Consider the following 23,837-nt stretch of genomic DNA (forward strand, 5'->3'; position numbering starts at 1 on the left):
TGCGCAGTCATGCCAGCACCCCGATCCCGCGCCGAGCCCAGCCGTGGACCTCGGACGGGCAGCGATGTGCCATGCATCGAGCCCGAGTCGTCCACCCTGACCCTCGAGGCCGCCGTCGCGATGGACGCCGACGTCAGTGGATCACGCACGGAGTGTGATCGCCTGGGGCGGTTCCTCATCCTCGACACCCTCGGCTCGGGGGGCATGGGGGTGGTGCGCGAGGCCCATGACCACACCCTCGACCGCACCGTCGCCCTCAAGGTGCTGCATCCCGGTGCCGCGCAGCAGCACCGCACCCGGCTGCTGCGCGAGGCCCAGGCGCTGGCTCGGCTCTCGCACCCCAACGTGGTGCAGGTCTACGAGATCGGCACCGTCGGCGACGACACCTTCATCGCCATGGAGCTCGTACGCGGCCAGACCCTGCGCGACTGGGCCTGCGAGCGGCGTTCATGGCGCCAGACGGTCGAGGTCTACCTGCAGGCCGGCGAGGGCCTGGCCGCCGCCCATGCCGAGGGTCTGGTGCACCGCGACTTCAAGCCCGACAACTGCATCATCGGCGACAACGGCCGGGTGCGCGTGCTCGACTTCGGGCTCGCCCGCGAGGTCGAGCTGTCCTCGCGCGAGGATCGATCCGGCCTCGAGGACACCGATGCCCTCGACGAGGTGCCCTGGTCCGACAGCCTGCTCGGCGAGCCCCTCACCGCCGCCGGCGCGGTGCTCGGCACCGTGGCCTACATGCCCTACGAGCAGCTCCAGGGACACGCCGCCGACGCGCTGAGCGATCAGTTCAGCTTCTGCGCCTCGCTCTACGAGGCGCTCTACGGCATGCGGGCCTTCAGTGGACAGAGCGCGTTCTCCCTGATGACCGCGCTGCGCCACAATCGCATTCGCCCTGCCCCGCCCCACGTCAAGGTGCCCCGGCGGCTGCGGCGAGCGCTGGTTCGAGGTCTCAGCGCCGATCCTCGCGCGCGTTGGCCGTCGATGCGTGCCTTGCTCGACGAGCTTCGTGCGCTGCTCCCCCGACATCGTTGGTGGCGCACCCCCCTGCTGCTCGCGGTCGGGGTGGGCCTGGGCGGAGGTCTGTTGGCCTTGTGGGGTCCTCGGACCGACGTGTGCGATCGACCCGAGGCCGGCCTCTACGACGCATGGAGTCCCGAGGACCGCGAGAAGCTGGAGCGCGTCTTCCTTCGCTACGGCTCGATCGAGTCGCCGCACGGGCTGCGCGAGCGCGTGACCGGGCGGCTCGATGCCTATGTCGCCGATTGGACCGCAATGGCCCAGGACTCGTGCCACGCCACCTTCGTCACCCAGCAGCAATCCGAGCAGCTGTTCGACCGCCGCATGCGCTGCCTCGAGCGCCGCCGCAATCATCTGCGCTCCACCATCGATGCGCTCACCGAGTCCAGCGATCGGGCGCAGCTGGTGCAGCGCTCCATCCTCGCCTTCAAGCTCCCGGTGCTCGAGCCGTGTGCCGACCTCGACGCGCTGATCGAACAGCCGATCATCGTCGAGCCCGTCGAGGATCGGGATCGACTGGCCGAGCTACGCCAGCGCATCGATCGTGCGCACACCCTGCGAGAGGCCGGCGCGCTGCATCGGGGGCTCGAGCTGGCCAAGAGCGCGCGCCGCGAAGCCGAGGCGCTCGGCGATCCGCTGCTGCGGGCCGAGGCCCTCGAGTGCATGGGGCGGCTGCAGGCCGAGTCGGCCTACGCGCTCGATGCGGTGCAGACGCTGTCGGAAGCCGTGCTGCTGGCGTCGCGCATCTCGGCCAACGAGGTCGAGGCGCGCGCGTGGCTCTCGATGCTCTATGCGATGACCATCGACCGCAGCCTCACGGCGGCCAAGTCCCGCATGCTGGCGGTGCGGGCGGCGGTGGAGCGCACCGGAGATCGCGTGCTGCAAGCATGGTGGCTCAACAACGTGGGGATCCTCTACGCCGAGACCGGACAGCGCAGGCAGGCTCGCGACTACCTGCGGCGCGCGCTCGAGCTCAAGTCCCGCACGCTCGGCGAGGATCACGTCGACGTAGGGATCACCTGGCTCAACGTCGGCACCCTCCTCGTCAACGACGGTGAGCTGCGCGGAGCCCACGACGCCTTCGAGCGGGCGCGGGCGATCTTCGAGGCCACGGTGGGCGACGAGCACCCGCTGATGGCCTACGTCGACGCCGGTCGGTGCCGCGTGGACACGGGCTTGGGCTCCTACGACGCCGCCATCGAGCGCTGTGGTCGAGCCATGCTGCGCTTCGAGTCCACGCCACAGTCCGACGCCAACGAGTATCGCGTTCGAACCGTGATGGCCCGAGCCCTCTGGGGGGCCGGCCGGTATGCAGAGGCTCGGGCGATGGCTCAACGGGCCCGCTGGCTGAGTGGATCGGTGGGTCCCGAGGAAGAGCGGGAGCTCCTCGAGTGGATCGACGAGCACGATGAGCCCGTCGACGGTGGTCCGCATCGAAGCGAGCGCGAGTGAGGCGAGCGCGGGCGCGCGGTGTGTCGCTTCGTGACGCGCGGATCGATCGCACACACTCGCCACTGCCGAGATGGTACGGGATTTCACGAGAATTGCAGTCGTCACACGAGGTGGCATGGTCGATGAAGTCACCGTGTGCTCATGCACGACATCACTCATCGTTGGTCTCGGCGTTCGCTGCTCGCTGCCGTTCCCTATTCGATGGTGGGTTGGATGGTGGGCTCGATGGCCGCGTGCGATCAACCAGCAGAGCGCGACCCCATCGAAGGCGTACGAGTCCACGACGGCGCGCTCGTCGATCCGGACCTTCGCTTTCGGTCCGGAGGCAACGGTGGGGGAATTTGGGTCAACAATGGTCTCGCTGATCCCAGCGTGGGAGGCGTCGATCCTGCGTTCGGTCTCTCGACCCCGCAGGGTCTGTCCGAGGAAACCGGCGTGCTGGTCGAGCCTGGCGCCTGGATCGTGGCGCAGTACCTGGTGGAGTGTGCGTTGCCGCCGGGCGCGAGCATCGTCAAGGACGTGGAAGGCCAGCTTCTGGAGTTCGAGGGAGCGGTCGGCCTCGCTCCCGAGTGGCAAGACGGGAGCTGCGATGAGGACTGCCAGCAGTGGGTCTCGGCCTGCATGCTGGCGCGAACCAACGTCAGTCAGCAGAGCGTGGTGATCTCGCTGAGGGCCGACGCACCCAGCATCGGTACGGTTGGCGTGCCAGGCTATGGTGTGTACGAGGCCAGCTACTTCGGCAACATCTTCACCGACGAGCGCCACGTGTGTAAGGGCAACCCGTGGCAACTGACGCTGGCGACCGCGGTGGGGCGCACGTGTGCACCGAATCCCGAGCAATGCGGAATGATCGGCTACGACGACTGCATGCTGGATCAACGCTGCGACTTCGAGTGGGACGATGGCGTCACCGCCATCGACTGCGTGGCCGACGGCGATCCCGCGCCGTACCACACCATCAGCGTCTACGTCCACGACGAATGAGGCTGGCACCATCGCCTGTGCGCATGCGCTCAGCTGTGTCGTCGTGACACGGTTCATGGAGACACTATCGGGTCGATGTTCGCGAGAGTCTTGGCCCGAGTGGATCGGCATCGCACTTGCAGTCGTGAGCACCTCATATCAGGGCGGAATCGGGTACCGGGGCAAGAGGCGAGCATGGCAGCTCCGCCACGGTACCCACCATGTTCCCGACATGACCGGCCCGTCCGCTCGAAGGCCCCCAATCGAGCGGGCGGGCCGGGTCTCTGCCACCGGCCGGGCTCCGTCACTCGCACGGGAGCGGCGGTGTGCCGTCGCACCATTCGTATGTGAATGCGCAGCCATCGGGGACGGTGGTCCTCGCGCAGACGTTGCCGCGGTGGTACTCGTATGGGACCCAGGTCATCGTCTCGGTGGGGAGATAGCTGACGATGATCGCATCGCAGGTATCGCCGGGCTCGACCACTACACCGGATACCTGATGGCCGTTTCCGAACGTGAATACCTCGGCAGGAGGGACCGGTTGGACGCTCAAGCTCCGCCCGTCGTCGGCCAACGTCCAACGAAACTCTTGGAGTTCTTGCCGCTCTGCGCAGACGTACATGTCGAAGAGGAACGCCCCGGTTGCATCGATCTCGACGTTACCCCAGATGTAGAGATCGTCCGAGAATGACATCCCAATTTTGTCGACGGCGCTGCTGAAGATGCCGAGCGCCCACTGCGGAAGTGGCGCTCCCAACGTGTCCGTAGAGCCATCCCCGGAGTCGCCCTCGTCCGTCGTCGAGGAATCCTGGCTAGATGCCTCCGTCTCCGTGCGGACCGTAGGGTCGCTGCATGCTTGTGCGACCATGCCCGTGAGCGCCACCACGACCAGCGCATTCGCGCGAGCGCGACGACGTGCAAACGATTGACGTGGTCTCACCATCGCGTGCTCGACTTCTCTCACTCACACGGAGGTGGCGGTGTGCCGTCGCACCATTCGAAGGTGAACGTGCAGCCGTCGGGGGCGGTGGCTCGGGCGCACACGTTGCCACGTTGGTACTCGCCTACGCCCCAGTTCATCGCTTCGATGGTGAAGTAGCGAACGACGACTGTATCGCATGTGTCGCCGGGTTCGATGATGACCTCCGACACCTGAGTACCGTTCCCGAACGTGAACATGTCGGTAGGAGGCTCCGGCCGGACGGCCAAGCTCCGTCCGTCGCCCGCCAACTTCCAACGGAACTCCTGGCGTTCTTGGTGCCCCGAACAGACGTACATGTCGAGAAGGACCGTCCCCGACGCCATGATCTCGATCTTGCCCCACCAGTAAGGATTGTCGGAGAAGGACATTCCGACTCGGTCCACTTCACTGCTGAAGATACCGAGCGCCCACTCCGGAAGTGGCTCTGCCATCGTCTCCGTGGCGCCATTCTCCGAGCCGCTTTCCCCCGTTGTGGAGGTCCCAGCATCCGATGTTGCCATGGTGACGGTGGGCTCACCGCAAGCCTGTACGACCAAGCCCGTGAGCGCCACCGCCAGCGCGCGTGGGCGAGTACGGCGACGATGCCGTCGTACGCAGAGTTGGACTGGTCTCACCATCGCGTCAGTCCGTTCTGTCACTCGCACGGAGGTGGCGGCTTGTTGTCGCACCATTCGTACGTGAATGCGCAGCCATCCGGGACGGTGGTCCTCGCGCAGACGTTGCCGCGGTGGTAGTGACTCTCGCTCCAACTCAACGCTTCGACATGAAAGGAGCGGACTACGATTGTGTCGCAGGAGTCGCTGGGCTCGACGATGACCTCCGACACCTGACTGCCATTCCCGAAGGTGAACACCTCGGACGGAGGCACCGGTTGGATGTTCAAGCTCTGTCCGTCACTGGCCGATGTCCACCGGAACGCCTGGAGTTCTTGCCGCTCTGCGCAGACGTACATGTCGAGGAGAAACGTCCCGGTTTCGTCGATGTGGACGTTGGCCCACGCATACAGGTTGTCCGAGAAGGACATCCCGACTTTGTCGACTGCGCTGCTGAAGTCGCCGAGTGCCCACTGTGGTAGCGGCCCTCCCACCGCCTCCGTAGAGCCGCTTTCGGAACCGCTCTCGCCCGTCGTCGAGGGATCTTCGTCCGACGCCTCCGTCTCCGTGCGGACCGTAGGGGCGCTGCAAGCCTGTGCGGCCAAGCCCGTGAGCGCCACGACCAGCGCGTTCGCGCGAGCGCGACGACGACGCCGTCGTGCTCCAACGAGCGCGAGCAACCCGAGGCCCGTCGGGACGAGGTCCGCTCCGCGATTGGAGCCAGTGCTGCATTCACAGCCGCCGCCGTCATCGTTCACACCACCGCCGCCCGTCGCGTCGCCGTCGGTCGCGCCGGGTCCGGTGACGTCGTTGTCGACGTCCGTCGCCCCCGTCACGTCGGCCCCCTCCGCGGCATCACACATCGATGTGTCGAGCATGCACGAGGCATCGCAGGCGAGCAAGCCGCCGCTGAACTCGAGGCCGACGCAACTCGCTCCGCCGAGGTCGTTGCCGTCGCAGAGTTCCGAGTCCTCGCGAACCCCGTTGCCACAGGTCTCGCAGGTTGCTGGAGGCGGAGCACCACACGCTCGAAGGTCGTGATGGCACAGCACCTCGTTGACCTCCTGGTAGACCACGGCACCGAGGTTGCACGACACGTGCGTCGCGAATGCGTCGATGAATTGGCGGACGGAGTTCGCATCGATGCGCAAGGCATAGAGGAACGCCGGCATGAAGGCGTCGCTCGCCGACAGCCCCGGCGGAAGGTTCATCGGCGTGCACACATAGGGCGGCGTCGCAGCGCAGCGCTCGCCGTGGAAGATCTCCCAGAACGCCTGGTGAAGGCTGTCGACTCGGTAGCCTCTCGACTGAGCGCACAGCCCCGTTGGCGGGTCCACTTGGGCGGCGAAGTCGTGGTCGCAATGCGCTCCCACTGCGCAGGAAGCCGGGTCGAGGAAGTGCGAGTAGGGCTCACCGCCCGGCCGACACGCATCGTTGTGCGGGGCACCATCGGCGCCGAGGCTGATCGCGGGTAGGGGGTCGCAATCGTCGAAGGTCGCCATGGGGAAGAGTTCGCTCGTGGCCGCGATGGTGAACACCTGGGCAACGGCCTCCCGTAGCGCTGGCGCTTCCTCCGAGGTGTCGGGCTGGCAGCTCGGCATGCACCCAGGAGCTCCCGTGCAGCCCAAGCCGGCGCCGACGAAGTACGGCGCCGCGAACAGATCGACGATGTGGCCGAATTCGTGGGCGAGCACGTGCGCCGACGCGCCGGGGAATTCGATGGCGATCCTCGATCCGTTCTCCAGCGTGGGGCCGCCGAACGGCTGCTCGTACTCGTCTGCGATACTCTCCGTGGGTAGCCCTTCGAGCGAAACGTAGTTGGCGCAATAGCTCTGCATCGGACACAGGTCGAAGCCAGGCTGCACCCACAGCATCACCCGCGGCTCGAACTGACCGGGTGGGATACTCGGTACGACGTTCAAGGACTCCCACACGCCGGCCATGTACTGATCGACGAACGCGTAGTAGCTCTGCACGCGAACGTAGTCGTTCTGGACATCGTACGCGATGGTCCCCGGCGCCGCATCGAAGTTCGTCGTCACGCTCGCCAGCGGCGGTACGGTGTTGATGCCCATGAAGCTCATCGCCGAGCTGAGATCGTAACCAACCACGCGCTCCGTCCCGACGATCACCTCGCCCCCGCGCGTCGAGCCTCTCAGCGGGCTTGCATCGAAGAGCTGCGCCAGGCTCGCCGTCTGGTCCGGCGAGCCGAACACATCCGATGCGGGATCCTCGGCCAGCACGCTGACATCCACTTCGTCGGCCAGTCCCGCGGCCTCGATGTGCTCGGCATGCAGGATCGGCAGCGGAACGCTCGCCTCGGGATCGGCGTCGACCACGATCGTCGTCACGGGCGAGAGCCCGGAGCGCACAGTCCCCATCCAGCCAACGCGTTGCACCCTCGGCACAGCGACCAGGCGCAGGCTCGCGAGCTCCAACTCTCCGACGGACAGCCCCGAGCGCTCCACCGCGTGCGAGAGGATCGACCGTCGAGCCAACCCCTCGCTCGCGTGCTCCTCGACGTTCGCCCAGTCCTGCCGTCCGTCTACGATCGCACCGTCGAACGCGATCGCCCCCCTCGGCCCCAGCGTCACCCGCACCGTACCGTCCGGCCCGTACACCGGGATCCCACGGTACTTCTGCTCGAATCGCAGCACTTCCAGCTTGCCTGCGGGTGCTCGGAACGCCGGAGCCGGCACCAGATCGAGATCCTCCGGCGACACGCCCGCCGCGAGCCCCAAGTCCTCGGGATGCTCGACCACGAACTGTTCGAAGAGTGCATGGATCTCCTCGTCCGGAAGCTTCGGGCTGGCCTCGAACAGCCGTGCCCCGAAGGCCGCGAGCCCCCATGTACGCCCGTCCCCGTGGCAGTACGACGCAAAGCTGCACTCCGCACCATCACACGGCCAGTCACACCCGGGCCCCGTCCATCCGGGTGAGCACGTCGGAAGCACCTCACCACTGCAGGCCCTCGCGTTCGCTCCTGCCGCCACCGCCCGCTCGGGCCCCTCGAAGCAAACCTGCGCCGCCCGCCCGCTGCCGTCACGCATGGTCGCCAGCTCCCCCGGGCTGCAGGCGGTGGCCGCTCCCACCGCCGTGAGCACGCATGCCCGATGAATCGGTGATTCCCTCATCCACCCGACGGCCTAACCGTCAGCAGGCCGGGGGCAACCTCCAGGGTAGAGGAAACTCCAGGTGCCCGACGCGCTAGGCAGCGCCCCCCTACCGCCCGTCCGCTTCGAAGTCCTCGAGATCCACCTCGCGCAGGCTCACCCCGTTGACGAACACCGAGTACAGCAAGAATGCAGTCAGCGAGGGCAGCTCCTTGGCCCAGCGCGGGAGGTAGACCGGGGCCTCCACCCAGCCGCTCGAGAGCCATGGCGACAGCGCGATCACGTCCCGCAGCGCCACCCTCCCGGTGAACAACCACGGGATCAGCTCCAGCCGGCCGTGCTGGATCGCCTTGCGCATGAAGGTGTGCACCTCCACCAGCCCTCCCACGTAGACCACGTCCTTGGTGAACGCCACTCGGCCGCGCACGTCTCCGCCGCGGAACACTCGCGCGGCCGACTGGAAGCTCTCCGCCTCGCTCTGCCCCGCCTCGAGGAAGAAGCGAAACACGTCGATGAAGTCGGCGCCGGACAGCGCCAGATCGATCGCCTTGACCCGCAGTGCAATCCGCCGCAGGCGCTGTAGATCGATCGCCACCGAGATCAGCTCGGCGAACAACGCCAGCCCCTCCTGCGTGCGCGTGGTCCTCGGCGCGCCCAGTCCCAGGCTGGGCAGGTTCGGCTGAGCTCGTCCGTTGAGCTTGGTCAGGGTGTGCACGAACGCCTCGTGGACCAGCAGCTGCGGGATATCCTGGGGCGAGAAGCACGTCGAGCTGCGCAGGCGGATGGCGCTCGCCCCCGCGGCCGCCTTGGCCGAGAGCTTGGGGTCGAGCACCACCCGCACCTCGTGACGATCGAAGAACGCCGAGACCTCGCGCTGCAGCTCCTCGGCCACCGTCGTCGCGAGCAAGCAGATCTCGTCGTCGGGGATGAGGCAGCTGCGCTCGAACTCGATGGTGCCCTTGATGAAGCCCTCGGCCGCGTCGAGCAGCGACTTGTCGCTGCCGAGCACCGGATCGTTCGGACGGCCATAGAGCTCCTCGGAGTAGCGGGTGAAGTCGGGCGTGCCCGCGGCGCGGAGCATTCGCACCGCGGTCGCGAACGACAGCGCGGTGCGCCGCACGTAGTCGCCCACCGGGTGGCTGGCATCGCACGCATCGGCGATCTCGGTGAGCGCCGAGAGCTCGTGCCCCAGGCCCAGCGAGGCCGTCACGATCTCCGGCAGCACCGGGTTGCCCGCGCGCCACCCCACGAGGAACTGCTCCGAGATCCCCGCGGGCCATGCGACCTCCGACAGCACCTTGATCGAGCTGGCAATGCGTACGAGCGCGGTGTCGAGCTCGGTATGACGGGCGAGCGAAGCATCCATGAGGTTCTCCGTCCGGCCGAGCATGACACGACGCTCGCGGAGCAACGACGGTGCCCACGGGAAACCCTGACAGTGGCATCCGGCCTTGCGTCGCCCGCGCGGTGCACGACGGCACGAGACGGCGCGAGGCGGTCGAGCGAAGGAATCTCCTCGCCAAACCAACCCATGCCGTCCCCGAGCGAATAGGGATGCCCGCCATGAGGAACCTTCGCACCGCGGCTTCCACGCTTCGCTTCCTTCGCTCGGTCTTCGCCGCGCTCATCGGCTACCCCCCGGTGCTGCACGGCATGCTGCCTCGTCGCCTGCATGGCTGATCTGCTCGCCTCGAGGGCCGCGCTCGCATGGCCCATCGATCGAGATCACGGGAGGATCGATCTCCACCGCCTCGGCGGTGGTGTCGTTTGAGCAGGACTTGCGGGGCCGACCTCGGATACCTTGGCGACGATGCGATCGACTACTCTTCTCGCAACGGCCACGGCACTGTGCACGGCTGGCCTGGTCGGAGACCGGGCCGAGGCGGCGACGGGGGGACCCGATGTCTTCGGCTACACCTACTTCGACCAGGCCGACGGTGCCATCTACACTTACGTGGACATCACGTCGAGCGGGATCGAGTTCCGGTCGTTTGCCGACGACATCCTGGCTCCGCTGACGCTGGCGGCTCCGTTCTACTTCTACGGCCTCGAATTCACCGACCTCGACGTCTCGACCAACGGGTTCATCACCCGGTCGGCCGCGACCGCCAGCGACCTCGGCAATGCCTGCCCGCTCCCGGACCTCAGCGATGCCATCAACCCGCGCATCGAGTTCGTTCACGACGACCTCGAGACCCGGATCTTCTATCAGTTCTTCGACGAGGTGCAGGCGGCCGCGGTCGGCTACCCGGGCCTGACCCACGGCATGAGCGTGATCCAGTGGACCGGTGATCACTTCCCCGACTCGCTGCCCGATGACGTGAACCTCGAGGTGATCCTGTTCCACGGCAGCAACCAGATCCTCATGATGGTGGCCGCCGACCCCGAGGGGGGCAGCGGCAGCACCACGGGTCTGTACGATCCCGTCACGGGATCGGCGCTCACCTATACCTGCGACACGGGAGGGTCGCTCGTGCCCGGGGTGACCGCGGTGCGGTGGATCGCTCCGTGCGGCGACGGATTGCTCGATGTCGGCGAGGACTGCGACACCGCAGGCGAGTCGGCGACGTGCGATGCCGACTGCTCCGCCGTGGCATGCGGAGATGGCTTGACCAACGCCGCGGCGGGCGAGGATTGCGACGACGGCGGCGAGTCGGCCACCTGCAATGTCGACTGCACCTCGGCGGTCTGCGGCGACGGCATGGTCAACATGGCCGCCGGTGAGATCTGCGACGACGGTGGCGAGTCGGCCGCCTGCAATGCCGACTGCACCCCGGCGATGTGTGGCGACGGCGTGGTCAACATTGCCGCCGGTGAGGCCTGCGACGACGGTGGTGAGTCGGCCACGTGCAATGCCGATTGCACCGCGGTCTCCTGTGGCGACGGCATGATCAACATGGCCGCGGGCGAGGAGTGCGACGACGGCGGCGAGTCGGCCACGTGCGACGACGATTGCACCGCCGCTTCGTGTGGCGACCTGACGGTCAACGCGACCGCGGGTGAGACGTGCGACGAGGGCATGCGCACGCCGACCTGCAACGCCGACTGCACCGCGGTCTCCTGCGGCGACGGCATGGTCAACATGGCCGCGGGCGAGGAGTGCGACGGCGACGGCATGGGCGTGCCGGGCGAGACCGCGACCTGCGACGAGGACTGCACAAACGTGATGTGCGGCGACGGAGTGGCCAACGCCACCGCGGGCGAGGTGTGTGATGACGCGGGCGAGAGCGAGACCTGCAACGCCGATTGCACCACCGCGTCGTGTGGCGACGGAGTGGTCAACGCCGCCGCGGGCGAGGATTGCGACGACTCGGGCGAGAGCGAGGCCTGCGACGACGACTGCACCAGCGCGACGTGTGGCGACGGAGTGCTCAACTCCACCGCGGGCGAGGAGTGCGACGACGGCAACACCGACGACGACGACGACTGTTCGGCGGACTGCACCATCAAGGAGGAGCCCGGGAGCACCGGTGGGGCCGACTCCACCGGCGGTGACGACTCCACCGGTGGGGCCGACTCCACCGGTGGCGGCCCGCAGCCGCCGACGACCCTCGGTACCGCGGGCTCCGTCGGCACGACCTCCGACGGCAGCGACGAGTCGTCGACCGACGCCCCGATCACGGGCGACGATGGCGGTTGCGCCTGCACCACCGGCCAGTCGCAGCCGCGTGGCATGATCTGGTCGCTGCTGGCCCTGATTGGCTTGAGTGGCCTGCGGCGCCGCCGTCCCGACGAGGCTTGACACCTCCGGCCCCCCCGCCGACGCTGGGATGGTGGGACGCATCCGATCGGCGACGTGGGGGCTCTGTGGACTCGGCCTCGGGCTCGCTGGTTGCCCGGACCAGGGCGACCAGCAGCCCTTCGTGACCTCCACCACCCTCCCGGGCACCAGCACGCTGCCCGAGCCAACCTCCAGCAGCGGCTCGGGCAGCGACGGTCTCGACGAGACCGGGCCTCCCAAGCTCGACGTGGCCGGAGGCACCATGGGCGACGACGGCATCGAGACCGGCGACGAGAGCTGCAAGAAGGTCGACCTGCTGTTCGTGATCGACGACTCGGGCAGCATGGCCGACGAGCAGGCCAACCTCGCGGCCAGCGTCCCCGGCTTCATCGAGGCCATGCGGGCCGAGCTGGCCGAGACCGACGGCTACAACATCGGTGTCGTCACCAGCGACCTCTACATCTTCGACGTCAGCTGCGGGCCGGTCTCGATCGGCAACCTGGTCACCCAGACCGGCGGCGTCGACTCGAGCAACAACGTGTGCAGCCCATATTCGTCGGGCATGCGCTTCATGACCGAGAACGACAACCTCGACAACAAGTTCGCCTGCGCGGCCCAGGTGGGCACCTCGGGCGACGGCGACGAGCACCCCATGGAGGCCATGCTCACCGCGCTCAGCCCGGAGCTCACCGATCCGGGCATGTGCAACGAGGGCTTCCTGCGCGACGATGCGCTGCTCGTGGTGGTGATCATCACCGACGAGGAGGACGACCACGAGACCGAGGAGCAGGCCTGCAACATGACCGTGCAGCCGGGCTCGCCCGGCGAGCCTGGCGACTGGTTCGATGATCTCGTGGCGGTCAAGGACAAGGAGAGCCACATCGTGGTGCTGTCGCTCGTGGGTCCCGACGCCGAGGCGGGCAGCATGTGCCCCGCGCTCGACAAGTGCAACGGCGGCATCGAGGGGGCCGAGGTCGCCACCCGCATCCTCGAGTTCACCCGCATGTTCACCTACGGGTTCATCGGACCGGTGTGCGAGGACTACGGGCCGATCTTCCAGGAGGCGATCGGGGTGATCAAGACGGCGTGCGACGAGTTCGGGCCGGTGGGGTAGGGCAGGGCGCTCCTGCTACTCGCAGGGCAGCTCCTGCTCCACCACGCAGTCGAGGGTGCTGCCGTTGTCGGCGTCGACCAGTGCGTAGGTGGTCTTGTACACGCAGTCGGGCTGCTCCCAGTCGTAGCTCGCGTGCACCGTGAAGTCCAGCTGGTGGTCCTGGCAGGGGTCGTAGGTCAGCAGCGCGTGGCAGGCCTCGACCTCGTCGGTGATGTCCTCGGGTGGGACCACCGAGGAGGGGATCACCCAGGTGTCGACGTGGGCCTCGAGCTCGTCGCGCAGCAGATCATCGGTCGCGGGCACCGAGAGCGAGAGCGTGTTGGCCACGCGAAACCAGCCCACCTGGAGCTGGTAGTCGATCCGCAGCTCGTTGGTCAGCGCGTAGTACTCGGCCACGGTGGGTGAGAACCGGCTCGAGTGGCCGGCGTCGCGCACCACGTCGAGCATGAGCTGCAGGTAGTCCTGGGCCTCCGCGCTCGTTCCACAGAGCGCCATGCCGCAGGGGGAGTCCCGCATCGCACGCTCGCACCCGCTGTAGTCGACCATGGGCTCGACGTAGCCCTCGGTGGTGTCGCTGCCGTCGTCGAAGAAGCCGTCGTCGTCGCTGCACCCGCACGGTGCGAGGGGGAGGACGAGCGCGAGCGTACGAGCGCCGACCAACCGCCACCGTCCATGCCCCCGAGCCAAGAACCAGCGCATGGGGCGATGATACCCGCCCGGGCGTGCGCGAGTCACCGTGGAGATGGGGCGAAGGGGACGTTCCTACGGGAGGGCGCATCCCGGTTCCCAGGGGCGAGCGAAGCGTCTACGCTTGGTCTCGTGAATGCGCTGCGCGTGGAGATCTGGTCCGACGTCGCGTGCCCTTGGTGCTGGCTGGGCAAGCGGAACCTCGAGGCGGCCATCGAGCACTTCGGGCATCCGGTGGAGGTGGTGTGGCGGGCGTTCGAACTCGATCCCAGCGCTCCGCGCAAGCCCGAGCCCGGGGTCGGCCTGGTGGAGCGACTGGCTCGCAAGTACGGAGCATCGCGGGCCCAGGCGCAGGCGATGATCGATCGCACGACGCAAAAAGGCGCCGAGGCCGGGCTCGAGTTCCGCTTCGATCGCGTGCAGCCGGGCAGCACCTTCGACGCGCATCGATTGCTGGTCTGGGCGGCAGAGCACTCGGGGCACGAGGTGCAGGGGGCGCTGAAGGAGCGGCTGTTCCAGGCCTACATGTACGAAGGGCGGCTGGTCTCCGATCACGAGGTGCTGGTGGAGCTCGCGGCCGAGGTGGGGCTGCCGGCCGAGCTCGCCCAGGCGATGCTGGCCAGCTCCGACTACGAGCGAGCCGTGCGTGAGGAGCAGGCGGTGGCTCGTGGGCTCGAGGTCACCGGGGTGCCGTTCTTCGTGATCGGCGAGCACCATGCCGTGTCCGGGGCGCAGCCGACCGAGGTCCTGCTGCAGGTGATGATGCGCGTGCAAGCCGAAGAGGATGCAACGCGGCCGCTCGATGATGCAGAGGCCTGCGGGCCCGATGGGTGCGCAGTCCCAACCGCATGAGGCCCAAATCCGGACCAACCTCGAGCCTCGGGTGCTCGTGCCAGTCGCTCGCGTGTCGTGAGGGTCGATTCGGGACGCTACGCTTCGCGGCTTCGGGCGTATGCTGAGTCGGTGCTGTGTCTTCGCGGTTGGGCCGGGTCGATCCTGGCTTCGACATGGCTCGTCGCGGGCTGCTCGTACGACTACTCGTGTGATGACGATGTGCTCGCGTGCGAGCAGGGCGAGGCATTCGAGATCGTCGACGACTGCGACGCGGACGAGCCCTTGATCCTGACGGTGCTGGAGACCGACACCATGGAGCCGCTTGGCGACGATCGCTGGCCGGTGATCCACCACGGGGCGCAGGGAGGGATCCACTTCGATCTCACCATGGAGGTGGAGGGGCTCGACCCGGCCCACGAGCAGATCCAGCTCACCATGGATGCCATCGAATGTGCGCGTACCGACTGCTCCGACGAGGTCACCCTAGGAGAGCGCCTGCTCTACGCGGGCGAGGAACAGCTCGAAGAGGAGGGCGACGACGACGACGTGCGCCTGCCCAGCGTCGTGCTGCTGCTCGAGGACGATCCCTCGGGGCGCGGTGAGCTCCGCGTGGACGTACTCGATGCATGCGGGCGCGAGGCTTCGCTCGTCCACCGTGTCTCGGGCTGAGACTGGGGTGCTCAGTCGGTGCCCACGGTGGCGCGCTGGTGTAGGGCCTTGAGCGTCTCTCCGACGTTGGGGGCCGCCACGAGCTCATCGAGGTCGGGAGCGCCGACGGGTACCACGAGGACGTTGTTCGTGCGCCCGGTCCGTCGGGTGGTCTCGAACCCCTGGGTGAATCCATTGGCCGCCACGAACAAGCCCAGCTTCGCGCGGTCGTAGCGACGGCCGAGCTTGTTCGTGAAGCGATCGAGCTCGTCGGGTCCGACCCTGGAGCTCCAGTTCTTGCATTCGACGAGGATGTACGGGCTCTCCTTGGACCAGAAGGGATCCGAGGACTCGTTGCGTACGACGAGGTCGAATTCCTCGTCGGTTCCATTCTCACGGGCTACGACCACGAAGCCCGGCACCGTGGAGAGCAACAGCTCGAGCAGATCCTCGAGCAGACGGCCCTTGCGTGCGGCATGGTGCTCGGTCCGGGAGTCGGAGAGGAGCCTCGCCAGCGTCGGCGAGGTCTCCTCCGAGCGAGCGAGCTCGAGCCAGCGCGAGCGAATGCTCTCCATCGCGTTGCGAACCTTGATGCGCAAGAGTGCCGTGAAGCTCTCGGTCTTCTCGACGAAATCATAGGCGCCGTCGCGATAGGCACGCTCTACTGCATTCGGGCTCGCGTAGGCCGTGACCACGATCGATCGAGCCTCCGGCTGTGCGCGTCGGACCTCCGCGATGAGCTCGAGCCCCGAGTCGGGTCCCTTGGGTCCTCGAAGCTTCTGGTCCACGAGGACGACCGACCACGGCTCGCGTGCGAGGGCGTCGAGAGCTGCCGTTCGCGTCTCGACCGCCTCCACGCTCCACCCATCCTTCGCCAGCTCCTCGGCGAGCATCGTGCGGTAGAACGGCTCGTCGTCGACGACGAGCACTCGGCCTGGCCTCTTCATGGGGAATCCTCTGCCGCTGGTAGCATGATCTCGAACCTCGCGCCCCCCAGCTCGCTGGTCGTGCAGCGAACCTTGCCTCCGATGTCCTCCACGACGGCGCGGAGAGAGGCCAGTCCGTGTCCGGTGCCGTCCTGACGGTAGGAGACACCGTTCTCGAAGATGTGCTCGCGCACCGCGTCGGGGACTCCAGGGCCGTCGTCGTCGATGGTGAGCAAGACCTGGGAGGAGTTGCGGGCGTCGACGCGAATGGCGATCCGAACGTCGGGCCCCTTGGCCTGCTGTGCGTTGCGCAGAACGTTGAGCATCGCCAGGACGAAGTGGCCGCGGTTGCCGTGGCAGAGGGGATCGGCAGACGCCGGGACCGTTTCCACGTTGAGCGAGCCGACGCCATCGGGCCCGAGCTCCTTGCGTGCGTCGGCGATCGCGTCGAGCACGGAGAAGGGTTCGACGCGCCGTGACTCGGGTGGCACGAGCCGTACCGCCTCGGTGACGAAGCGATGGAGGCGGTTGACGCCTCGATCGATGGCATCCAAGAGCTCGACGGCGTTCGTGAGAGCCGTGTCGTCTCGTACCGTCGATCTCAGCGCTCGCGATGCATGCTGCACGGGACCGAGCGCATTGCGAACCTCGTGAGCGACCATGCGGGCGTGGAGGAGCATCGCTCCAACGTGCTCGTTGGTCTGAGTGGGTGCACTGGCCCTCGACTCCACGACCACCATGAGCTCGTCCTCGTGGATCGCCTGGGCGAGCACGCCGATGGGGTCTTCTGGTCCCTTCGCTACCTCCTCTAGCAACGCTTCGCCTAGCGGCGTGAGCTGCCAACCCTCCGATGCGAACCCCTCCTCCTCGATGGCTTCGACGATTCCCATGGCCGAGAGCTTCTCCAGGTGGATCCAGCTCGTATCCTCGGGTTGGTCATGGTGTCGCGGTGCGGTGCCATGCACCAGTCCGCGTTGGGCTACTAGCTCCGACAGCAGCTCGGTGCTGGCACGCCATTGGTCCCGTCGACCAGCGGTCCGTTGCACCTCGAGGGCGAGGAGCCACTTCACCGCGTCTCGTCCTCGTAGTCGTAGCAGCAACTCGCCAGCACTGGTGACCCTGCAGGCCCCTTGCTCCTCGTCCGTCAGACCAAGCTCTGCGCAGTAACGAGGGATGCGTGGCCATGTCATGGACTCGAAGAGGTCCCACCAGCTCGTGCTGAGGGAACGTATCTCTACCGACCGGAAGGTCAGCCACTCGAGACGCAAGGGGGTGATCCAAGGGTGTCCCAGAAACTCGTCGTGTGGTGCGCGAGCTGCCAATGTGATCCCCAGATCGACGAGAGCCGCACGCTCATCGAGGTTCAGCTCCGAAGCTGCGCCCGCAAGCAACACCCAATGGAGCTCTTCGACGAACCACTCCAGGCGATCCGTCAACCATCGCTCGGAGTCATCGTAGTGCCGACCGGAAGGTCCCGGTTTCCGGCGCTGCAGCAGCTCGAGCGCGTGAGCCTCGTGCCGCCCATGGTTGATCACCACCCGCTTGTCGCGCGCTCCACCCTGGGCGATCTGCTGCACGCGTCGCACGTGCTCGATGACTCGTTCGACGAACGACACGGGAGCTCAGCCTAGCCGACAGCACCAGCGCCATCAAACGGGCCGTCGAGATCCAATGTCCCCAGAATGGCTGGGCTGAACGAGTCCGCCCAGTCCCGACGGTAGATCCCTCCGTCGACCGCGGCTTCACGACGACGTCGCCGGTTCCATCAACGCTCGTACCGCCGCTGCGATCGCCTCCGACAGATCGATCAACGCGCGCGTGCTGGGCTCGGCGTCCACCACCAGCCCGCCGACCAGGGCTTCCTCGCTCTCGTCGGACACTCGCTCGGTCACCATCGCACGGCCGTCGCGCGTGCCGAGGATCACCGCCAGCCGCACGGCCTTGGAGGTCGACGGCGTGCGGCCGGGATCGAAGGCGTGCTTGATCGCGGCGGGGCCGGTGAATCCGCGTACGCGCCACGCGGCGATCGTCGACTCCACGGGCTCGGCTCGGAACACCTCGAGCACCGAGCCGCTGTCGAGGGTCACGCGCACGGTGGGAATGGAGAGCTGGGTGGGGTCCAAGCCGCGCGACAGGCCCTCGAGCTGCTCCCACAGGCGCGCGGCCACTTCGGTCTGGACCATGCCGCGCAGCGTTTCACCACCCCGCAGGGCTGGCAATCGGGACATTGGTACAGGGCTCCCGCCCTATCAGCATGGGGAAGGGCACGGATGCGAAGCACCAGGGGCAGCGCTGGCAGATCGGGGTTTCCCCACCCCGTCGCCCGTTCCGTGGACAACCGTGCAGTCGACCGTCGCATGAAATCGAGCGCTCGTGCGCTCGTCGTCGCGAGCGCCACGGGATCGGCGAGGGCTCGATGCTCACCGTCGCCCGCGGGGCGGCGGTGGGGTGGCCGTGCGGGGATCTTCGGGCCACGCGTGCTTGGGATAGCGCCGCATCAAGGCCTTGCGCAGCTCCGGGTAGTGTCGCAACCAAAAGCCCTCGAGGTCGGTCGTGACCTGCACCGCGCGACGGTTGGGTGCAAGCAGGTGTAGCACCAGCGCAACCGTGCCGCTCTGCCCCACGGCGGGTCCGGTGCCCGAGCCAAAGAAGTCCTGAAGCCACGACTCGACCCATGGCGGACGATCGCGCTCGTAGTGCACCACCAGGCGTCGCCCTCCGGGCAGGGTCACGTGCTCGGGTGCGATGCGACGCAGCGCCGCGCTCTGCTCGGGGGACAGCGCGGCGGCGAGGTGCGCGAGCAGATCGGCGCGACGGAGCTCGGCAAAGCTGCGTCGCCCCTCGCACATGCTCGCGAGCACCCGGGCCACGTCGTCCTCGCCTTGCGGGGCGAGCTCGGGGTGGTGCGTGGCGGCGAAGGCGACGCGGGCGAGCCAGGCATCGAGCGCGGCGGGGTCGCCCACGAACGCGCGAGCGCCCCGGGAGAGCGCTGCGTCGCGCAGCACCGCGGTGGCCTGCGGGGGCAGCTCGGGCCGCGGGGTCGCGTCGATCACCAGCGACTCGTAGCGGGTCTGCCGCATGGCCTCCACGCGCTCGAGCTTGGGGTCGAAGCGAACGAGGGTCTCCTCGACCAGGGGGGCGTCGTCGAGCTCGAGCAGCTGCTCGGGCTCGATCATGGCGGCGCTTCGAACCACGGTGCGCGGCGCTCGACGGCCGGGGTCGTGGCGTTGCTCGGCCGCGACGGCGACGACGAGCGTCGCCCCATGGACGACCGACGAGGGCGACAGCTCGGCTTCACCACCGGCCGCCATCACCAGGCGATCGGGCTGTCCGCGACGCGCCTCGACCCGGGCCACGCGATCGGGAAACGCGACCAACAAGGCCATGCACAGCTCGTCCTCGGGAGTGCGGCTTGGCGGAGCGCGGTGGTCGAGGCGATCGAGGAGCTGCCGCCGTACCCGCTCCACCTGTCGCACCGCGCCACGATCGAGACCCAGCCGGCTCACCTGGCCCGGATCGCGCCGTACTCGCTCGAGCCGCTCGAGGTCGGCGAGCACGTCGGCCGCGGCGGCGTCGGAGGCCGTCTCGTGCTCCGACGAGCCCCGCCGCAGCGGTCGCTCGCCCAGCACCGCCGCCGCGCCTGCGCCGAGCCCGGCGATGCCTCGACGGCGGGCCTCGACCAGCAGCCGGGCCAGGCGTGGATGCACGGGGTAGCGCAGCATCTCGCGACCCACCGCGGTGGGCTCGCCGTCGCGGGTGACGGCGCCCAGCCGGCGCAGCAGGCTCTCGGCCGCATCGACGGCCGCGGGCGGAGGCGCGTCGAGCCAGCGCAGCTCGTCGGCGCTGCGCAGTCCGTGTGCGCGCAGGTCGAGCATGGCCCCGGCGAGATCGAGCCGATGGAGCTCGGGCTCGTCGAACGCGGGGCGCCGCTCGAGCTCGTGCTGGGGGTAGAGCCGGATGCATCGCCCGGCCCGCGTGCGCCCGGCTCGACCCGCGCGCTGCTCGGCCGAGGCGCGCGAGATCTTGGCCAGCGTCAGTGTGGGCAGGCCCGACCATGGATCGTGGCTGGCCCGTCGCGCCAGCCCGCTGTCGATCACCGCGGCGATCCCCTCGATGGTGATCGACGTCTCGGCCACGTTGGTCGCCAGGATCAGCGTGCGACCCGGTGCCACCGCGCGATCCTGCTCGGCCGGCGGCAGCTCGCCGTGCAGCGGCACGATCGGCAGCCCCAGCGCGCGCGCCGGGGCGGTGCAGGCCTCGGCGCACTCGCGGATCTCCCGTGCACCCGGCAGGAACACCAGCACGCTGCCGTCGAGCTCGCCAGCGCTTCCGCCTCCACCCTGGCCCAGATACCGCAGCGCCTCGGCCACCTGTGCGCCCAGCGGGCGATCGCCCTTGCCCGGGCGATGCTCCACCTCCACCGCAAAGCTCCGCCCCGGTGAGCACAGGGCGGGTGCATCGAGGAACGCGGCCACCGGTCCCGGGTCGAGCGTGGCCGACATCGCCAGCAGGCGAAGGTCCGGGCGCCGGGACTGCTGCAGGCGTCGCAGCAGGGCCAGCGCGAGATCGGTGTCCACGTGGCGCTCGTGCAGCTCGTCGAGCACCACCGCGGCCACCCTCGGCAGGGTGGGCTCGTCCCGCAGCCACCGGACCAACAGACCCTCGGTGACGAAGCGGATGCGGGTGGCATCGCTCACCTTCGACTCGAACCGGACCTGATAGCCCACGCGCTGCCCCACGGGCTCGCGAAGCTCGCTGGCGACCCGCTGGGCCGCCATCCGGACGGCCAGGCGCCGGGGCTGGGCCACCACGATCTGCATGCCTTCGCGAAGGCCCCAGTCGTCGCTGAAGCGCTCGAGCAAGAACGGCGGCACGCGCGTGGTCTTGCCGGCGCCGGGATCGGCCTGGAGCACCAGGTTGGGGCCCCGTCGCAGCCGGGCCTCCACCTCGGGCAGCAGGGCGTCGATGGGCAGCGCGGCGGGCACTGGCGACGGAGCCTAGCAGGCAAACGAGGCGCTTCAGGGCAGGAAGCTCAGCACGGAGAAGGTGTGGCTCTCGGAGTGCTCGAGCACCACGCCCACGAGCGGCAGCAGCCGCTCCTTGCCCGCGGCGTCCGCCACGATCAGCCGGGGTCGGCGGTGGATCACCCAGTCCTGCCGGGTCTCGCTCCCGGAGGACTCCATGCGCACGAACGCGTAGCCCTTGCCGCCGTGGTCGCGCAGCATGGTGACCATGGCCTGGCGGTTGATCCGGTCGTGCATCGCCCAGCCCTCCGAGGGCCCCTGGTCCAGCACGCCGGGCTCGGTCTCGATCTCGGAGAACTGCTCCTCGTACTCCGCCCTGGGCATGATCAGGGCGGTCAGGGCGCGAGCGTCGTTGGCGTCGAGCGCGGCCACGATCGCCTCGCCGAGCTGCGGCAGCGAGGGGCGGCCGTGGGGTTGCGTGGCGCCCTTGGCCGCGGTCTGGTCACCTGCCTGCCCTCGAGGAGGGGTATCGCCAGCCGAACCGGGGCTGGCGTCGGGGCACCCCGCAAGCAGCAGCGTCAGCGGCAGCGCAACGCGAGGAGGGATCGTGGTCATGGCCGAGTCCACCAAGTAGAACAAGCCCGGACGGTGCACGAAAGAGGTCGCCCCCGGTGGGTCGCAGGGTGGGTCCACCGGTGCTTTGGCCGAGCTTCAGTCGACGAACGCGAGGATCGAGAAGGTCTGGCTCGCCGGGTGCTCGATCACCGCGCCCAGGATCCGCAGCTCGTGCGTGGCGCCCTGCGCATCGGTCACGGTGAGCCGCGGCTTGCGGTACACGACCAGGCCGCTGCGCTCCTCGCGGGCCGTGGGCTCGAGGCTCGTGAACGCGTAGCCCTTGCCGCCGTGACGTCGCAGCGCAGTGGCTCGGTCGCCGCGATTCTCGGCCTCCTGGTTCTGCCACGCGAAGGTGGGGCCGAGCCGCAGCATGTTGGGGTGGCTCACCAGCGCCGGAAACAGCCGCTCGTACTCCTCCTTGGGGACCGTGAGCGCGAGCAGGGCCGCCTCGTCGTTGGCGTCGAGGGCATCGACGATCGCCTGACCCAGTGCCGACAACGAGGGCTTGGCGTGGGTCAGCGGCGCGTCACCGATGTCGGCGGAAGGGGCGGTGGGTGGGGACGTGATGGCCATCGGCGGCGTGGCCTCGGGGATCTTGCCGTCGCTCTGCGGCACGGGCGTGCTCTCGCGGCCGCAAGCGCCGACCAGCAGCGTGCCCGCCAAGAGCAGGCCGAGTCGTCCGGGGGGGATCGTCACGAGCGATTCCATAGACCAACGTCGAGCGCGGACCAAGATCGAGCCAGCCACTTTCGCGGGTCGTTCTCGTGAATTGGCGGAAGCCGGGCGGGGTCTTCCCCATGCCCGGCTTCCTCGGCGAGCTCGAAGCAGCTGCCTCAGGTCCCGTAGTTGATCCAGCCGTCGAGCGTCCAGTTGTCACCGGCCGGATCCACCGCACCCGCGTAGCCACCCTCGCCGGCGATCTCGGCGGCGGGCTGGATGTTGGGCGAGCCGAACGTCGCGTCGGGCAGCATGCAGTCGGTGCCGATGGTGGCGCCCGCGGTCTCGGTCAGCCACATCTCGAGTCCCGCGGAGTCCCAGGTCGCCATGTCGTCGCCCGCATCCACCTCGAAGGTGCTGGTGCCGCAGAAGTGCGTGCCGGGGAAGGAGATCGCGCCCGCCTCGGCCTGCGCCTGCGTGGCCAGGTTGGCCAGCACGATCGCGGCGTTGGTCGCGTTGACGAACAGCGAGTTGCGGATGGTGGCCTGCACGCCCTCCTTGAGCGTGGCGCCCTTGCTGTCGGTACCCCCCGACCCCGAGCCCACACAGGTCAGGTTGCTGATGGTGGGATTGGTCAGCGGCGGCGCCGTGAAATCGGTGCCCTGGTTCGACCACTCGAGGCAGTTGTCGCCCGTGGTGGGGTCCTGGTGGATGAACACGTCCTGCAGGGTGCCCCGGAAGCCCTCGTCGCTGTCGATGCTGTCGTCGGCCGCGCCCGTGACGATGATGTTGTTCGCGTCGAAGGTGCCACCGAACATCTCGATGCCGTCGTCGAGGCCCATGTGGACCTGCACGTGGTCGACGCTGGTCGCGGTGCCGCAGGCGAAGAACGTGATGCCGTTGAGCTCGTTGCCCGGGGAGATCTCGTTGCCGGCCCACTCCACCCGCACGTAGCTCAGGGTGCCGCAGTCGTGGCCGTTGTCGCTGCCGCCGTAGATCGGCGGATCCTCGGCGAAGCCCTCGGCGGGTCCCATTCCGATGTTGGCCTCGGCCAGCCCGAGCAGCGCCAGGCCACCCCAGTCGCCCCGCGCCGGGGAGCCGCCGTCGGCGACCTGGATCGAGGTCATCACGATCGGCGCGTCCGCGGTGCCCTGCGCATCGATCCGCGCCGCGGGGGTGATCGCGAGGGCCGAGCCCGCGCCGCCCACGATCCACGTGCCCGGCTCGATGGTCAGCGTGCCGCTGTTGACCAGCGTGATCCCCGTGAGCACGTGCACCCGGTCGCAGCCGAGCGTGGTGTCACCGTCGATCGCGGTGGCGACCTCGCTGCGCGGGCCGTCGATGCCGACACAGCCCTCTGCGCCCGTCGCGGTGCCGTCCGCGGAGTCCGTCTCGCCTCCGGTGGGACCGGAGGTGTTCGACTCCGTCCCCGAGCTGGACGTGTCGTCGCCCGGGCACCCGGCGAGGGTAAGGGGAAGCGCTAGCGAAGCGGCGAAGCCAATGAACCTCTTCATCCTGGATCTGCTCCTCGTGAGACCACGCCGGTGGTCC

General features: G+C 68.5%; 18 protein-coding genes. 6 read left to right on the top strand and 12 right to left on the bottom strand.

Annotated features, from left to right (window positions below; genetic code table 11):
- Positions 1-9: 9 nt before the first annotated feature.
- On the top strand, positions 10-2,469 hold the full coding sequence (locus OEB96_RS11425) for a serine/threonine-protein kinase (RefSeq protein WP_266215592.1): 2,460 nt from the start codon (positions 10-12) through the stop codon (positions 2,467-2,469).
- 213 nt (positions 2,470-2,682) lie between these two features.
- A complete protein-coding gene (locus OEB96_RS11430; RefSeq protein ID WP_266215593.1) occupies positions 2,683-3,453 on the top strand; it encodes a hypothetical protein in 771 nt (256 codons plus the stop codon).
- Positions 3,454-3,736: 283 nt separating this feature from the next.
- On the opposite strand, the gene OEB96_RS11435 is transcribed toward OEB96_RS11430, so the two are convergent.
- From OEB96_RS11435 to OEB96_RS11450, 4 genes are all read right to left on the bottom strand, one after another.
- Positions 3,737-4,318 (bottom strand): hypothetical protein, encoded by a 582-nt coding sequence (locus tag OEB96_RS11435; protein ID WP_266215594.1) that lies wholly within the window; start codon positions 4,316-4,318, stop codon positions 3,737-3,739.
- A gap of 74 nt (positions 4,319-4,392) precedes the next feature.
- Positions 4,393-4,914 (bottom strand): hypothetical protein, encoded by a 522-nt coding sequence (locus OEB96_RS11440; protein WP_266215595.1) that lies wholly within the window; start codon positions 4,912-4,914, stop codon positions 4,393-4,395.
- 134 nt (positions 4,915-5,048) lie between these two features.
- Positions 5,049-8,111, bottom strand: a complete 3,063-nt coding sequence (locus OEB96_RS11445; protein ID WP_266215596.1) for a hypothetical protein — start codon at positions 8,109-8,111, stop codon at positions 5,049-5,051.
- A 118-nt stretch (positions 8,112-8,229) separates the two neighbouring features.
- Positions 8,230-9,510, bottom strand: a complete 1,281-nt coding sequence (locus tag OEB96_RS11450) for a flavohemoglobin expression-modulating QEGLA motif protein (RefSeq protein WP_266215597.1) — start codon at positions 9,508-9,510, stop codon at positions 8,230-8,232.
- A 420-nt stretch (positions 9,511-9,930) separates the two neighbouring features.
- Between OEB96_RS11450 and OEB96_RS11455 the strand changes: the two genes are divergently transcribed.
- Complete coding sequence (locus tag OEB96_RS11455) at positions 9,931-11,862, top strand: MYXO-CTERM sorting domain-containing protein (RefSeq protein WP_266215598.1); 1,932 nt, start codon at positions 9,931-9,933, stop codon at positions 11,860-11,862.
- A gap of 121 nt (positions 11,863-11,983) precedes the next feature.
- Entirely contained in the window at positions 11,984-12,955 is a 972-nt protein-coding gene (locus OEB96_RS11460) for a hypothetical protein (protein WP_266215599.1), read from the top strand.
- A gap of 15 nt (positions 12,956-12,970) precedes the next feature.
- Here the strand turns inward: OEB96_RS11460 and OEB96_RS11465 are convergent, their stop codons facing one another.
- The gene (locus tag OEB96_RS11465) at positions 12,971-13,654 is read right to left on the bottom strand and encodes a hypothetical protein (protein ID WP_266215600.1); all 684 of its coding nucleotides are present in this window, start codon (positions 13,652-13,654) and stop codon (positions 12,971-12,973) included.
- A 120-nt stretch (positions 13,655-13,774) separates the two neighbouring features.
- On the opposite strand from OEB96_RS11465, the gene OEB96_RS11470 reads away from it, so the two are divergent.
- Positions 13,775-14,494, top strand: a complete 720-nt coding sequence (locus tag OEB96_RS11470) for a DsbA family oxidoreductase (protein ID WP_266215601.1) — start codon at positions 13,775-13,777, stop codon at positions 14,492-14,494.
- Between the two features lie 111 nt (positions 14,495-14,605).
- On the top strand, positions 14,606-15,145 hold the full coding sequence (locus OEB96_RS11475) for a hypothetical protein (RefSeq protein WP_266215602.1): 540 nt from the start codon (positions 14,606-14,608) through the stop codon (positions 15,143-15,145).
- An 11-nt stretch (positions 15,146-15,156) separates the two neighbouring features.
- Here OEB96_RS11475 and OEB96_RS11480 read toward each other — a convergent pair whose 3' ends face one another.
- From OEB96_RS11480 to OEB96_RS11510, 7 genes are all read right to left on the bottom strand, one after another.
- Positions 15,157-16,071 carry a response regulator gene (locus OEB96_RS11480; RefSeq protein WP_266215603.1) on the bottom strand — a complete coding sequence of 305 codons (915 nt, stop codon included), beginning with the start codon at positions 16,069-16,071 and terminating at the stop codon, positions 15,157-15,159.
- Positions 16,068-17,120, bottom strand: coding sequence for an ATP-binding protein (locus OEB96_RS11485; RefSeq protein ID WP_266215604.1), 1,053 nt, complete (start codon positions 17,118-17,120; stop codon positions 16,068-16,070). The genes OEB96_RS11480 and OEB96_RS11485 overlap by 4 nt, the downstream gene beginning before the upstream one ends.
- A gap of 672 nt (positions 17,121-17,792) precedes the next feature.
- Positions 17,793-18,278 (bottom strand): hypothetical protein, encoded by a 486-nt coding sequence (locus OEB96_RS11490; protein WP_266215605.1) that lies wholly within the window; start codon positions 18,276-18,278, stop codon positions 17,793-17,795.
- Between the two features lie 192 nt (positions 18,279-18,470).
- The gene (gene hrpB, locus OEB96_RS11495; protein WP_266215606.1) at positions 18,471-21,035 is read right to left on the bottom strand and encodes an ATP-dependent helicase HrpB; all 2,565 of its coding nucleotides are present in this window, start codon (positions 21,033-21,035) and stop codon (positions 18,471-18,473) included.
- A 33-nt stretch (positions 21,036-21,068) separates the two neighbouring features.
- Positions 21,069-21,629: a hypothetical protein gene (locus tag OEB96_RS11500; RefSeq protein WP_266215607.1), complete on the bottom strand. Its 561-nt coding sequence runs from the start codon at positions 21,627-21,629 to the stop codon at positions 21,069-21,071.
- A gap of 96 nt (positions 21,630-21,725) precedes the next feature.
- Positions 21,726-22,325, bottom strand: coding sequence for a hypothetical protein (locus OEB96_RS11505; RefSeq protein ID WP_266215608.1), 600 nt, complete (start codon positions 22,323-22,325; stop codon positions 21,726-21,728).
- Positions 22,326-22,462: 137 nt separating this feature from the next.
- The gene (locus OEB96_RS11510) at positions 22,463-23,800 is read right to left on the bottom strand and encodes a hypothetical protein (RefSeq protein ID WP_266215609.1); all 1,338 of its coding nucleotides are present in this window, start codon (positions 23,798-23,800) and stop codon (positions 22,463-22,465) included.
- Positions 23,801-23,837: the final 37 nt, after the last annotated feature.

This window comes from Paraliomyxa miuraensis (assembly GCF_026337845.1).
In the GTDB taxonomy this organism is placed as follows: Bacteria; Myxococcota_A; Polyangia; order Nannocystales; family Nannocystaceae; genus Paraliomyxa; species Paraliomyxa miuraensis.